At 71.8% G+C, this 13,015-nt stretch carries 13 protein-coding genes; 4 read left to right on the plus strand and 9 right to left on the minus strand.

Annotated features, from left to right (window positions below):
• Nucleotides 1–27: 27 nt before the first annotated feature.
• The 7 genes from ehuB to BLW86_RS34605 form a co-directional block, all read right to left on the minus strand.
• Complete coding sequence (gene ehuB, locus BLW86_RS34575) at nt 28–945, minus strand: ectoine/hydroxyectoine ABC transporter substrate-binding protein EhuB (RefSeq protein ID WP_093877665.1); 918 nt, start codon at nt 943–945, stop codon at nt 28–30.
• On the minus strand, nt 942–1,838 hold the full coding sequence (thpD, locus tag BLW86_RS34580) for an ectoine hydroxylase (protein WP_093877666.1): 897 nt from the start codon (nt 1,836–1,838) through the stop codon (nt 942–944). Before thpD ends, ehuB begins: the two co-directional genes overlap by 4 nt.
• Nucleotides 1,839–1,892: 54 nt before the next feature.
• Nucleotides 1,893–2,309: an ectoine synthase gene (locus BLW86_RS34585; protein ID WP_093877667.1), complete on the minus strand. Its 417-nt coding sequence runs from the start codon at nt 2,307–2,309 to the stop codon at nt 1,893–1,895.
• A gap of 37 nt (nt 2,310–2,346) precedes the next feature.
• Nucleotides 2,347–3,612 (minus strand): diaminobutyrate--2-oxoglutarate transaminase, encoded by a 1,266-nt coding sequence (gene ectB / locus BLW86_RS34590; RefSeq protein WP_371129684.1) that lies wholly within the window; start codon nt 3,610–3,612, stop codon nt 2,347–2,349.
• Nucleotides 3,613–3,685: 73 nt separating this feature from the next.
• Nucleotides 3,686–4,216 carry a diaminobutyrate acetyltransferase gene (gene ectA, locus BLW86_RS34595; protein ID WP_093877669.1) on the minus strand — a complete coding sequence of 177 codons (531 nt, stop codon included), beginning with the start codon at nt 4,214–4,216 and terminating at the stop codon, nt 3,686–3,688.
• Between the two features lie 331 nt (nt 4,217–4,547).
• The gene (locus tag BLW86_RS34600) at nt 4,548–5,351 is read right to left on the minus strand and encodes an endonuclease I family protein (RefSeq protein WP_093877670.1); all 804 of its coding nucleotides are present in this window, start codon (nt 5,349–5,351) and stop codon (nt 4,548–4,550) included.
• Nucleotides 5,352–5,549: 198 nt separating this feature from the next.
• Nucleotides 5,550–6,014, minus strand: a complete 465-nt coding sequence (locus BLW86_RS34605; protein WP_030689075.1) for an Lrp/AsnC family transcriptional regulator — start codon at nt 6,012–6,014, stop codon at nt 5,550–5,552.
• Between the two features lie 118 nt (nt 6,015–6,132).
• Here BLW86_RS34605 and BLW86_RS34610 point away from each other — a divergent pair, with 118 nt between their 5' ends.
• From BLW86_RS34610 to BLW86_RS34625, 4 genes are all read left to right on the plus strand, one after another.
• Nucleotides 6,133–7,248 (plus strand): asparaginase, encoded by a 1,116-nt coding sequence (locus BLW86_RS34610; RefSeq protein WP_093877671.1) that lies wholly within the window; start codon nt 6,133–6,135, stop codon nt 7,246–7,248.
• Nucleotides 7,249–7,526: 278 nt separating this feature from the next.
• Entirely contained in the window at nt 7,527–9,008 is a 1,482-nt protein-coding gene (locus BLW86_RS34615; protein ID WP_093877672.1) for an aspartate ammonia-lyase, read from the plus strand.
• Between the two features lie 118 nt (nt 9,009–9,126).
• Nucleotides 9,127–9,603: a hypothetical protein gene (locus BLW86_RS34620; RefSeq protein ID WP_177181839.1), complete on the plus strand. Its 477-nt coding sequence runs from the start codon at nt 9,127–9,129 to the stop codon at nt 9,601–9,603.
• Between the two features lie 82 nt (nt 9,604–9,685).
• Nucleotides 9,686–11,335: a GMC oxidoreductase gene (locus BLW86_RS34625; RefSeq protein WP_093877673.1), complete on the plus strand. Its 1,650-nt coding sequence runs from the start codon at nt 9,686–9,688 to the stop codon at nt 11,333–11,335.
• A 58-nt stretch (nt 11,336–11,393) separates the two neighbouring features.
• Here the strand turns inward: BLW86_RS34625 and BLW86_RS34630 are convergent, their stop codons facing one another.
• Entirely contained in the window at nt 11,394–11,882 is a 489-nt protein-coding gene (locus tag BLW86_RS34630; protein WP_030689080.1) for a carboxymuconolactone decarboxylase family protein, read from the minus strand.
• The gene (locus BLW86_RS34635; RefSeq protein WP_093877674.1) at nt 11,879–12,958 is read right to left on the minus strand and encodes an NAD(P)H-dependent amine dehydrogenase family protein; all 1,080 of its coding nucleotides are present in this window, start codon (nt 12,956–12,958) and stop codon (nt 11,879–11,881) included. The genes BLW86_RS34630 and BLW86_RS34635 overlap by 4 nt, the downstream gene beginning before the upstream one ends.
• Between the last annotated feature and the right edge of the window lie 57 nt (nt 12,959–13,015).

The raw sequence follows: 13,015 nt of genomic DNA on the forward strand, positions 1-13,015 counted from the left end.
CAGGACGTCAGCCACACCGGCCACCCCTCAACCCACGCACAGGTCGGCGGTCCGCAGCGAACGGGGCGGCACCTCGCGGGCCGTGAAGCCGTACCGCCCGACGAGCCCGACGAACCGCTCGGGGGAGCCGGTGATCTTCAGGAGCTCCCGGTCGAAGGCGTCCCGCAGTCCGGTCGCCCCCGGCCGGAAGACGGCCCCGCCCGCACCGAGCTGCCGGGCGCCGTCGACCACCGGGACGAACGCCTCGCCCACCTCCACCGGCGCGCCCGCGTTCGTCCGGGCGAGCCAGCGCAGGGAGATGGCGGTCAGCGCGAAGGCGTCGATCCGGCCGGCCAGGAGCGCGTCGAGCCCGTCCTGCTGCTTGGCGAGCGTCTTCACCGAGCCGTCCGGGACGCCCGCCGCCTGAGCATAGGAGGCCTCCACGGCCGCCGTCAGCACCCCGACGGTGGCGCCCTTCGCCGCGCAGGACTTCAGGTCGCTCACCCCCTTGGGGTTGCCCTTGCGGACCATGAGCGCGGTGGGGGAGACGAACTCCGGCTCGGAGAAGATCACCTTGGCGCAGCGCTCCGGCGTGATCGACATGCCGGCGCTCACCACGTCGAACCGCCCGGCGAGCAGTCCGGGGATCAGCGCGCCGAACTCCGTGAGCGTGGGCCGCAGTTCGCGCACGCCGAGCGCCCGGAATATCTCGCGGTGCAGCGTCGGGGCCTCGCCGGCGAGTTCGTCGCCGTCCTGGAAGCCGTACGGCGCCTCACCGGCGAACCCGACCCGGACGAAGCCCTGTTCCCGCAGCTTCGCGAGGAGCTTCCCGTCGTCCGCGGGCGCTCCCGTCCCCGCCTGGGTGCGGGTGCAGGCGGTGAGCGGCCCGGCCGTCAGGGCGAGACCGCCGAGGAGCGACGCTCTGGTGAGGAAGCGGCGGCGGTCGAGCGGCGCGGAGCCGCTCATGCCAGCTCTTCCGGGCGGGCGGCGATGAAGGAGGGGCGCCGGACCGGGGCGGCGAAGGGGGCCTCGGGCATGTTCTCGACGCTGTTGAAGACGAGGAACACATTGCTCCGGGGGTACGGGGTGATGTTGTCGCCCGAGCCGTGCAGGGCGTTGCAGTCGAACCAGGTGGCCGACCCCGCCGGGCCCGTGAAGTGCCGGATGCCGCAGGCGTCGGCGAAGGTGGTGAGCGCCTCGTGGGACGGTGTCCCGGCGTCCTGCATCCGCAGCGACTGCTTGTAGTTGTCCTTGGGCGTCTCGCCCGCGCAGCCGAGGAAGGTGCGGTGCGAGCCCGGCATGATCATCAGGCTGCCGTTGGTGGTGTGGTTCGGGGTGAGCGCGATCGAGACCGAGACGGTCCGCATCCGGGGCAGCCCGTCCTCGGCGTGCCAGGTCTCGAAGTCGGAGTGCCAGTAGAAGCCGCTGGCGCCGAAGCCGGGCTTGACGTTGACCCGCGACTGGTGGACGTACACGTCGGAGCCGAGGATCTGGCGGGCCCGTCCCACGAGCCGGGGGTCCTCGGCCAGCCTGCGGAAGACCTCGCTGATCCGGTGCACCTCGAAGACGGAGCGGATCTCCTGGGAGCGGGGCTCGACGATCGCCCGCTCGTCCGCCCGGACGGCGGGGTCGGCGACGAGCCGGTCCAGCTCGGCGCGGAGCTCGTCGACCTCGTCCGGGGTGACGAGCTCCTCCACCGTGACGAAGCCGTCGCGGTCGTACTCCTCCAGCTCCCGGGCCCAGAAGGGGCCGGGCGTGCCGGGCTCGGACCACACGACGGGGTCCTTGCGGCCGATGAGCTCCTCCCGGGAGCCGCGGGTGGGGTAGAGGTCGACGGGGCGGGTGGGTGCGGAGGTCATGGGGCGGGGTGCTTCCTTTCGCGTACGGGGTGGTCGGCGGGGTACGGGCGGGCCTCAGGCCTGGCCGTGGTCGGGTTCCGGTTCGGTGAGGAGCGGGTAGACGCCGTTCTCGTCGTGGTCCTCGCGCCCGGTGACGGGCGGGTTGAAGACGCACAGGCAGCGGAAGTCCTGCTTGACCTTGAGGGTGTGGCGCTCGTGCCCGTCGAGCAGGTACATCGTTCCGGGCAGGATCGTGTACGTGCGCCCGGTCTCGTGGTCGGTGAGCTCGGCCTCACCGGCGGTGCAGACGACGGCCTCGACGTGGTGGGCGTACCACATGGAGGTCTCGGTGCCGGCGTACAGCACGGTCTCGTGGAGGGAGAAGCCGACCCGCTCGCGGGCCAGCACGATCCGCTTGCTCTCCCAGGTCCCGGACGCGGCGCGAACATGCCGCTCGGTGTTCTCCAGCTCGTCGAAGGTACGGACGATCATGGGCGATGGCCTTTCGGGTGGATCTGTCGGTGCGGTCTCAGGAGCGGTGGCGTACGGAGCGGGCCAGCATGCCGAGGCCCTCGTCGAGTTCGTCGTCCGTCGCGGTCAGCGGCGGCAGCAGCTTGACCACCTCGCCGCGCGGCCCCGACGTCTCCAGGAGCAGACCGATCTCGAAGGCCCGCCGGCACACGGCCGCGGCGCGCTCCCCGTCGGCGAACTCCAGGCCCCACACGAGGCCGCGTCCGCGCACCGCCAGGCCGGCACGGCCGTCGTCGCCGCACAGGTCGAGCAGGGTGCGCTCGACCCGGTCGGCCCGGCTCAGGGTGCGCTCGCACAGGGCGCCGTCGCGCCAGTAGGCGTCGAGGGCGGCCGTGGCGGTGACGAAGGCGGGGTTGTTGCCGCGGAAGGTGCCGTTGTGCTCGCCGGGCTCCCACAGGTCGAGCTCCGGCCGGAAGAGGCAGAGGGACATGGGCAGGCCGTAGCCGCTGATGGACTTGGAGAGGGTGACGATGTCGGGCGTGATGCCCGCCTCCTCGAAGGAGAAGAAGTCGCCGGTGCGTCCGCAGCCCATCTGGATGTCGTCGACGATGAGGAGCATCTCGTGCCGGCGGCAGAGCTCCGCCAGCGCGCGCAGCCACTCGGCCCGTGCCACGTTGATGCCGCCCTCGCCCTGGACGGTCTCGACGATCACGGCCGCCGGGTGGTCGAGGCCGGAGCCGGCGTCGTCCAGGAGCCGCTCGAACCAGAGGAAGTCGGTGACCTGTCCGTCGAGGTAGTCGTCGAAGGGCATCCGGGCGGCGTGGTGCAGCGGGACGCCCGCTCCGGCGCGCTTGGCGGCGTTGCCGGTGACGGCCAGCGAGCCGAGCGACATGCCGTGGAAGGCGTTGGTGAAGGAGACGACCGTCTGGCGTCCCGTGACCTTGCGGGCGAGTTTGAGGGCGGCCTCCACGGCGTTGGTGCCGGTGGGGCCGGGGAACATCACCTTGTAGGGCAGGGCGCGGGGTTCGAGGACCGTCGTGCGGAAGGTCTCCAGGAAGGTGCGTTTGGCGGTCGTCGACATGTCGAGGCCGTGGGTGATGCCGTCGTCGGCGAGGTAGTCGAGGAGGGCGCGCTTGAGCACCGGGTTGTTGTGGCCGTAGTTGAGCGAGCCCGCCCCGGCGAAGAAGTCGAGGTACGGACGGCCGTCCTCGTCGTACAGCCGGCTCCCGCTGGCGCGTTCGAAGACGACGGGCCAGGCACGGCAGTAGCTGCGGACCTCCGATTCGACGGTCTCGAAGACGGAGGGGGCGGCGATGTCGGTCAGGGTCACGGAGTCTCTTCTCCAGGGTGTGGTGCGGGGAAGTGGTACGAAGTCGGCTCAGGAGGCCGGGGGCGGCTCAGGACGCCGGGGGCGCGAGGGGGCCGATGCGGTACAGCACCTCGGCCTCGTGTCCCGTCACGGGGAAGGAGGCGGACGGGAAGAGGACCTCGCGGGTCAGGTCCGCCCCGTGCCGGCGGGCGTAGGACCGGAAGAGCCGGTCGGACGCCAGGTTTCCCGGTGTGACGGTCGCCTCCAGCCGGTCGAGTCCGTGCTCGGCCGCCACTCGGGCGGACAGAGCGTCGAGCAGGATCCCGGCTACCCCGCCTCCGCGGTGCGAACCCTCCACGGCGACCTGCCAGACGAAGAGCGTGCCGGGGGCGTCGGGCCGCAGGTAGCCGGTGACGAAGCCGACCGGTCGTCCGGAGGCGTCACGGGCGACGGCCGTCGTGTCGGCGAAGTCGCGGCACCACAGCAGGTAGCTGTACGGCGAGTTGAGGTCGAGTTCTCCCGAGCCGCGGGCGATCCGCCAGAGTTCGGCGCCGTCCGCGATCTCGGCCGGGCCGACGGAGAGGCCGTCGACCGGGGATGACAAGGGGGCAGTGGTCATGGGCGCCGAAGCTACCGAGCGGACCGCGGAACTTCCTGGGTCGGAGGTCTTGTTCGGGGAGGTGGTGGCGTGATAGATGCGCCGAGGGCCTCCGCGACGGAAACCCACTTCCGAGCGCATGGCAAATTTGATCAAAAACGGTCAAAGTCACCGTTTATAACGGATGGATAACGCCTTGAGGTTGTCGGAGCCAGTCTTTCGAAAACGTGAGACGATCCGCGATTTCGTGTTTGAAGGCGCCGGAAGCGGTCAGGCGCAGGGGCCGACATGGACGGAGCCGGGCCGGACGCGTCACGTCCGGCCCGGCTCCGTCACTTCCGCGGTGCGCGGGCTACCAGATCGCCTCGACCCACTCCGGGTGGTCGATGAACGGGTTCCGGTTGTGCTGGTAGGTGTTGTAGATGACGTCGTTGCGGCGTTCCTCGAAGGCGCTCGGCGGGTCCTGCTCGTTCCACTGCTTCAGGACCGAGAGGCGGCCGTGGAAGGGGACGCTGCCGTTCGTGGAGGACTCGTTGGGCTCCAGGTTCGGCCAGCCGTCGTCGCCCTCGTAGCGCACGGCCATGTAGAGGATCATGCGGGCCACGTCGCCCTTGTCCGCGTCGCGCGGCTCGAAGGAGTCGCTGTCCGTGTAGCTGCCCGGCGCGCCGCTGACCGCGCTGCCGCCGTTGTCCCAGTCCTTGTTGCCGCGGGTGCTGTTGACCTGCACGTCGCAGGCGCGCAGGTGGTGCAGGTCGGTGCCGGGGCCGGCCGAGGTGCCGAAGTTGCCGTGGGACTGGGCCCAGGTGTGCTCGCGGTTCCAGTCGCCCACGGAACCCCCGTTGAGGGCCTTGCTGCGCGAGACGCCGCTGTAGAGCAGGATCACGTTGTTGGTGTTGTTCGGGTCCTGGTCGGTCGTCTTCAGCGCGTTCCAGACGGCGTCGTACGAGATCTTGCTCTGGCTGCTGATGATGGTGTGCAGCGAGGACTTGAGGCTCGTGCCGGTCTTGCCGATCGCGTTCTGGTAGTACGTGGTGTCGTACGCGGTGGTCGTGGCGCTCGCGGGAGTCGCGGTGACCGTGGGGAGCGTGACGCCGACGAGGGTGGCGGCGACGGCGGTCGCCCACGCCTTCCAGCTGCCGGTCCGCACAACGGACATGGGGGGCCCTTTCCCGGGGACGGCACGCGCGGGACGACGGGCGTCGGCTCAACGTCACCGTTGTCTACGCGTGTTGACTTCGTGTCACCGGGAGAGTGGCACACGTCAGGTACCTGTCATGTAACGAGGAGGAGGCTGTTCCATGACGTTCTCGCATATGGAGCAACCGCCACGCCGTCGGGGGGAGTAGCAGGGGCCTCAGGCGCCCCGCACGTCCACCGGCATCCCCTTCGGCTCCTTGATCCGCTTCATGATGATCTGCGAGTTGACCTCGGTGACCCCGGCCAGCGTCGTCAGCCGCTCGATCCACAGCCGCTCGTACGCCGCGAGGTCCGCCACCGCGATCCGCAGCAGGCAGCCGGGGCTCCCGAACAGCCGGTACGCCTCGATCACGTCCGGCACGTCCTGGAGCGCCTCCTCGAAGGCCTCCACCGTCTCCCGGTCCCGCTTCACCTCCACCGAGACGAGGACCTCGAAGCCGCGCCCCACCGCCTCCGGGTCGATGATCGCCCGGTAGCCCTGGATCACCCCGTCCTGCTCCAGCTGGCGCACCCGCCGCAGACAGGGGGAGGGGCTGAGCCCGACCCGCTGGGCCAGCTCCTGGTTGCTCAGCCGACCGTCGTTCTGGAGCTCGCGCAAGATGTGGAGATCAATCCGGTCCATGGCGCAATTATCCACCACGATGAAACAAACAGACGGCTGATTTCGCAATCGCCTTGCGCACTGCCTGACCTATCGTTGCGAGCGCAGCAGACATGGGCACGGAGTAAGGACGGCAGGCATGAAGCGGACGAACGACGGAGGAGCACGCCGGATCGTCGTCATCAGCACCGGCGGCACGATCGCCAGCCGCTGGCAGGGCACCGGCTACGCGGCCGACGCCTCCGGAAACGACGTCCTGGCCACCGCGCCCCTCCCCGAGGGCGTCACCGTCGAGGTCGTCGACCTGTTCAACGTGAACAGCTCCCGCATGACCTCGGCCCACCAGCTCGCCCTCCTGCGCACCGTCCACGAGACCTTCGCCGACCCCGGCGTCGACGGCATCGTCGTCACCCACGGCACCGACACCCTGGAGGAGACGGCCTTCCTCCTGGACCTCCACCACGCCGACTCCCGGCCGGTCGTCCTCACCGGCGCCCAGCGCCCCTTCGGCACCGGCGACGGCGACGGGCCCGGCAACCTCTACGACGCGCTCCAGGTCGCCGCCTCCGTCCGCGACCTCGGCGTCCTCGTCGTCTTCGACGGACGCGTCCACGCGGCGCGCGGCACCGTGAAGACCCAGACCCTCGCCGCCGACGCCTTCTCCGACCCCTCCGCCGAGCGCCTCGGCCGCGTCGGGTTCTCCCGCGTCGACATCGAGCGGCAGCCGGAGCGCCCCGCCCCGCTGCCCCTGCCGGCCGCCGCGCGGACCGCGGCGCCCGGGGCCGCGGACGCCACCCCGCTGCCCCGCGTCGACATCATCACGCACCACTCCGACGGCGACCCGTTCCTCCTGAACGCGGCCGTCTCCGCCGGCGCCCGGGGCATCGTCCTCGTCGCCACCGGCGCGGGCAACGCCACGCCCGAGATCGCCGCCGCCGTCTCGGACGCGGTCGCCCAGGGCGTCCTCGTCGCCGTGACCACCCGCGTCCCCGCGGGACCGCTGGCCGAGATATACACCGGCGGCGGCGCGGTCGACCTCGTCGCCGCCGGGGCCCTGCTCACCGGCACCCTCCGGGCCGGCCAGGCGCGGATCGCCCTCCTCTCCACGCTCCTCGCCGAAGGCACCACCGGCGCGGGCGACCCCGCCCGCGGCACCGCCCTGCTGCGCCGCCTCCTCGAAGGGCCGGTCCGTGCCGAGCCGGCCCTCGCCACCGGCGGCTCCCGTTCGGCCTCGGCGGTCGCCGCCCGCGCGTAGGGACTGACCCGACCTTCCCCCAGGCCTGTCCTCCGGACCGGAGTCCGACAGGCGCACCCCAGAGCCCCGGCTCGCGGACGGCGCATCCCCCCGCCCGCCCGCGAGCCGGAATCAACCTCCCCCATCGGCGCACCGCGCCCGCCGGGCCAGCCCGGCGGCTCCGCCGTGCCCGGAAACGGCCACCGGGGCCGTACGCGCACGCGTGGACACCGGACGCGCCCCCCGGCGCCGCGCACACCCGCATCCCACCCCCTTCCTCTCCCCAAGGACGGCCCCTCATGGTTCCCGCACCGGCCCCGCACGACGTTCCCGTCCGCCGCGAGCACGACCTGCTCGGCGACCGGGACGTCCCCGTCGACGCCTACTGGGGCGTCCACACGCTGCGCGCCACCGAGAACTTCGCCATCACCGGCACGCCCATCTCGGTCTACCCGCTGCTGATCGACGCGCTCGCCGCCGTCAAGGAGGCCGCCGCCCGCGCCAACGAGGAGCTCGGTCTGCTGCCCTCCGACAAGGCCGACGCCATCGCCGGGGCCTGCCGGGAGATCCGTACGGGACACCTGCACGACCAGTTCGTCGTGGACGTCGTCCAGGGCGGCGCGGGCACCTCCACCAACATGAACGCCAACGAGGTCGTCGCCAACCGGGCCCTGGAGCTCCTCGGCCACGCCAAGGGCGACTACGGCCGGCTCCACCCCAACGAGGACGTCAACCTCGGCCAGTCCACCAACGACGTCTACCCGACCGCGATCCGCATCGCGGCGATCGGCGCCGCCCGCGAGCTCCTGAAGGCCATGGCGGTCCTCCAGGACGCCTTCGCCGCCAAGGCCCTGGAGTTCCGCGAGGTCGTGAAGATGGGCCGCACCCAGCTCCAGGACGCGGTGCCCATGACGCTGGGCCAGGAGTTCTCCACGTACGCCGTGATGCTGGAGGAGGACCGCGGCCGGCTGGCCGAGGCGATCGAACTCATCCACGAGATCAACCTCGGCGCCACCGCCATCGGCACCGGCCTCAACGCCGCCCCCGGCTACGCCGAGACCGCCCGGCGCAACCTCGCCGAACTGACCGGCCTGCCGCTCGTGACCTCCGCCAACCTCATCGAGGCCACCCAGGACTGCGGGGCCTTCGTCCAGCTCTCCGGGGTCCTCAAGCGGATCGCGGTCAAGCTCTCCAAGACCTGCAACGACCTGCGGCTGCTCTCCTCGGGGCCGCGCGCGGGCCTCGGCGAGATCAACCTGCCGCCGGTGCAGGCCGGTTCCAGCATCATGCCCGGCAAGGTCAACCCGGTGATCCCCGAGGTCGTCAACCAGGTCGCCTTCGAGGTGATCGGCAACGACATCACCATCACCATGGCGGCCGAGGCGGGACAGCTCCAGCTCAACGCCTTCGAGCCGGTGATCTTCCACGCCCTCTCGAAGAGCCTGCTCTCGCTGCGCGCCGCCTGCCTCACCCTCGCCGACCGCTGCGTCACCGGCATCACCGCCAACGCCGAGGCGCTCCGGGCGGCCGTGGAGAACTCCATCGGCCTCGCCACGGCGCTCAACCCGCACCTCGGCTACACCGCCGCCACGGCCATCGCCCAGGAGGCGCTCGCCACCGGCCGGGGAGTCGTCGAGCTCACCGTGGAGAAGGGCCTGCTGCCCGCCCACCGCCTCGCCGAACTCCTCACCCCCGAGCGGCTCACCGGCGCCCCGGGCCAGGCCCTGGCCGATGCCCCGGGTCCGACCCTCACGGCCGTCCCGGGCCCGTCCCCCGCATGACCGCCCGCTCCGCCGCTCCTCCGGTACGGTGACGGGCCCCGCGCCCGTCACATCCGGAGGAGCAGGCCCCCTGACGTCCAGGGGCCAGGCCCGGCAGATCGTCCACCTCGTCCGCGAGGTGGACGGTGTCGACGTCCCCGCCGCCTGCCTGCACGGCGCGGCCGTGCTCGGCGGGCTGCGGCCGGGCAGTGACATCGACGTCCTCGTGACCCTGCGCCGCCGCACGACCGGGGCCGAACGGCGCGCCCCCGTCGACGCGTTGCTCGCCGTCTCCGGCGCGCGGGCGTACGAAGGGCCCGCCCGGCCCGTGGAGCTGAGCATCGTCGTCCACGGGGACATCCGTCCCTGGCGGCACCCGCCCGTCCGCGAGTTCCTGGACGGGAAGTGGCTGCGGGGCGCGTTCGAGGCGGGCACGACGCCCGCCCCCACGCCCTGCCCGGACCTCGCCCCGCTGGTCACCAGGGCACTCGCCGGGAACGCGCCGCTCTTCGGCCCGCCCCCGGTGGAGGTCTTCGACCTGGCGGAGCTGCTGCCCGGGGCGCGGGCCCACGCCGCGTACATAGCAGAGGCGATCAAGAGGGCGTGTCCGGCCTGAAGTTACCCGTCAGTTTCTCGTGACTTCCTCGGCGGCCGGTCGTAGAACGTGTTTCCATTCACTCGCGAGTGAGGAAGATCACATGAGTGAACACCCCTTGAACGCCCAGGGAAAACACCGCGTAAGCCGCCGCAGCTTTCTCGCGGGAACAGGTTCTGTTCTCGGCGCCGCCGCCCTCGCCGGCGCGATCGCGACCCCCGCCCGCGCCGAGGTCCCCGGCCTGAACTGCACCCCCATCACCGACGGCTCCCAGGTGCGCGCCCTCGTCATCGGCACCGGCTACGGCGGCTCCGTCGCCGCCCTGCGGCTCGCCCGCGCGGGCGTGGACGTCCACATGATCGAGATGGGCATGGCCTGGGACGCCCCGGGCCCCGACGGCAAGATCTTCGCCAACACCACCACCCCGGACTACCGCTCCTTCTGGCTGCGCACCCGCACCAAGCAGCCGCTGAGCCAGTTCCTCGGCTTCCCGCTCGACAAGGACGTGCCCGTCCACACCGGCATCCTCGACGCCGAGGACTTCGCCGGGATCACCGTCTACCAGGGGCGCGGCATCGGCGGAGGTTCCCTCGTCAACGGCGGCATGGCCGTCACCCCGCTCCGGGAGCGCTTCCCGGAGATCCTCCCGACCGTCGACCCGGCCGAGATGTACGCCACCTACTACCCGCGCGCCAACGCGGGCCTGGGCGTCACCCCGGTGGACGTGAACTGGTGGGAGAACGCGGACTGTTACCAGTACGCCCGAGTCGGCCGCAAGCACGCCCAGCGCTCCGGCTTCCCCTTCGTCTTCGTGCCCAACGTCTACGACTGGGACTACATGAAGCAGGAGGCCGCCGGGTCCGTCCAGAAGTCCGCCCTGGCGGGCGAGGTCATCTACGGCAACAACGCCGGCAAGAAGAGCCTCCAGAAGACGTACCTCGCCCAGGCCGCCGCCACCGGCCGGGTGAGCGTCTCCCCGCTCCACCGGGTGACCTCCGTCAGCCCGGCCGCCACCGGCGGCTACACCGTCGTCATCGACCAGATCGACACCACCGGCGCGACCCTCGTCACCAAGACCGTCCGCGCCGACCGGGTCTTCTTCGCCGCCGGCAGCGTCGGCACCAGCAAGCTCCTCACCCGCCTCAAGGCGACCGGCGCCCTGCCGTCGCTCAACGAGCACATCGGCAAGGGCTGGGGCGACAACGGCAACGTCATGTGCGGCCGCGCCAACCACATGTGGGACCCCACCGGGAAGCTCCAGTCCTCCATGCCCACCGCGGGCATCGACAACTGGGACGCCGGTGGCGCCTTCGCCGAGGTCGCCCCGCTGCCCACCGGCATCGAGACCTACGCCTCCTTCTACCTCTCCATCACCCGCACCCCGCGCCGCGCCGAGTTCTCCTGGAACCCGGCCACCGGCAGGGTCGACCTGAGCTGGGACCGGGCCTGGAAGCAGACGTCCATCGACATGGCCAGGTCCATCTTCGACAAGATCAACAGCAAGGAGGGCACGATCTACCGCACCGACCTCTTCGGCGCGTACAAGATCTGGGGCGACCACCTCACCTACCACCCGCTCGGCGGCGCGGTCCTCGGCCGGGCGACCGACAACTACGGCCGGCTCCACGGCTACTCCGGCCTCTACGCCATCGACGGCTCCCTGATCCCCGGCAACACCAGCGTCAATCCGTTCGTCACCATCACAGCCCTCGCCGAACGCAACATCGAACGGATCGTCGCCGAGGACTTCTGACCGCCGGTACGGGGGAGAGGGGCCGGCCGGAACCCCGGCCGGCCCCTCTCCGCGGCGCTCAGTGCGTCGGCAGCACGCACACCGTGTCGAGCCCGAGCACCCGGTTGAGCCGCCCGAACGCCAGCCACGACCCCAGGCTCATCGTCAGCTCCACGATCTCCGCCTGGCTGTACCGCGCCGTCATCCGCGCCCAGAACTCCTCGTCGAGGCCGTGGTGGTCGAGCGCGTACCGCTCCGCGTACTCGGCCGCGAGCCGCGTCCGCTCGTCGAAGACCTCCGAGACCTCCGTCTCCCGCCATGCCGCGACGAGCTCGTCGAACCCCTCCTCGACCTTCACCCCGTCCCGGTCGGTGCGCCAGTCCAGACAGAAGCCGCAGCCGTTGATCTGCGCGATCCGCAGCCGCGCCGCCTCGAACTCGCGCAGCCCCAGGGTCGTATGGGCGTACACGGACAGCGAGAAGTTCGCCGCCGCCGTCCCGATCTCCGGGACCATGTCGCCCCACACGTACCCGATCGGCTCCTGGCCCTCGGGAATGTCGATGATCACCGTGGTCTCCCTCCCAGCTTCCCGACCGCCGGCCGCAGCGGCACGTCCAGCGCGTCGTACAGTCCCGGCTCCGCCGCCACCAGCCAGTCGATCGCCCCGACGAGCCGTCCCACCGCCGTGGCGTTCCCGCCCGCCGAACGGTTCTCGCCCTCGGCGGTCGCCGCCACCGTCACCTCGATCCGGGGACTCCCCTCGACGATCACCCGGTGCGCGCCGGCGCCGTCCGGGGGCACCGGCCAGTCCGGCGCGCACGAGGGATGGATCCGGGTGACGTGCTCGATCACGATGCGGGGCTCCCCGCCGACGATCCCCTGCACTTCGAAGCGGACCGCGCCCTGCGTCCCCGCCTCGAACACGCCCATCGTCCGCGTCCTCACCGCGGCCTCCAGCGGGCGCCGCTCCAGCGTCTCGCGGATCTCGTCGATCTCGGCCCCCAGCGCGCGGGCCATCAGCCGCACCTGGCCGCCCCAGATCATGGTGGGCACCGAGGGCCACAGCATGGGCGGCTCGTACTCCATCGGCCGGCCCATGCCCACCAGCTCCCGGACCGACTCCTCCTGCTCGTACGTCGAGTAGTCGAAGATCTCCTGGCAGCGGATCACGTCCACCGTGGCGGCGAGCCCGCTCACCAGGAGCGGCAGCACGTCGTTGCCCCAGCCCGGGTCGACGCCCGACACGAAGAGCGAACCGCCGCCCTCGGCGACCGCCGCGAGCACCGGATCCCGGAACTCGGGCGGTGCGTTGCGCTGGTCGTACAGCGGATACAGGGCGGGCGTCACCACCACCGCGCCCGCCGCCACCGCCCGCGCCACGTCGGCGAGCGCCCCGTCGGGCCGCGTGTCGCCGGAGGCCGCGTACACCACCGCCCCCGGCCGCCCGTCGAGCACCGCGCCGACGTCGTCGCCGGCGACCACCCCGAGATCGCGCCCGAGCCCCGCGAGCCGGCCCGCGTCACGGCCCACCTTGGCCGGGTCGGACACGAGCACGGCCGCGAGCTCGAGACCCGGATGGGCGTCCACGGCGCGAATGGCCGCGCGTCCGACGTTCCCGGTACCCCACACCACCGTCCGAATCATGCGCGGAGGGTAGCGCCGGGCCCCGAAGGTTCCCAGACCCGCGACGCAATCTTCTGA

The organism is Streptomyces sp. TLI_105 (genome assembly GCF_900105415.1).
Taxonomy (GTDB): Bacteria; Actinomycetota; Actinomycetes; order Streptomycetales; family Streptomycetaceae; genus Streptomyces.

Coding starts and splice junctions, on each gene's coding strand:
- ehuB (WP_093877665.1), bottom strand. CDS start 945: ATGAGCGGCTCCGCGCCGCTCGACCGCCGCCGCTTCCTCACCAGAGCG.
- thpD (WP_093877666.1), bottom strand. CDS start 1,838: ATGACCTCCGCACCCACCCGCCCCGTCGACCTCTACCCCACCCGCGGC.
- BLW86_RS34585 (WP_093877667.1), bottom strand. CDS start 2,309: ATGATCGTCCGTACCTTCGACGAGCTGGAGAACACCGAGCGGCATGTT.
- ectA (WP_093877669.1), bottom strand. CDS start 4,216: ATGACCACTGCCCCCTTGTCATCCCCGGTCGACGGCCTCTCCGTCGGC.
- BLW86_RS34600 (WP_093877670.1), bottom strand. CDS start 5,351: ATGTCCGTTGTGCGGACCGGCAGCTGGAAGGCGTGGGCGACCGCCGTC.
- BLW86_RS34605 (WP_030689075.1), bottom strand. CDS start 6,014: ATGGACCGGATTGATCTCCACATCTTGCGCGAGCTCCAGAACGACGGT.
- BLW86_RS34610 (WP_093877671.1), top strand. CDS start 6,133: ATGAAGCGGACGAACGACGGAGGAGCACGCCGGATCGTCGTCATCAGC.
- BLW86_RS34615 (WP_093877672.1), top strand. CDS start 7,527: ATGGTTCCCGCACCGGCCCCGCACGACGTTCCCGTCCGCCGCGAGCAC.
- BLW86_RS34625 (WP_093877673.1), top strand. CDS start 9,686: ATGAGTGAACACCCCTTGAACGCCCAGGGAAAACACCGCGTAAGCCGC.
- BLW86_RS34635 (WP_093877674.1), bottom strand. CDS start 12,958: ATGATTCGGACGGTGGTGTGGGGTACCGGGAACGTCGGACGCGCGGCC.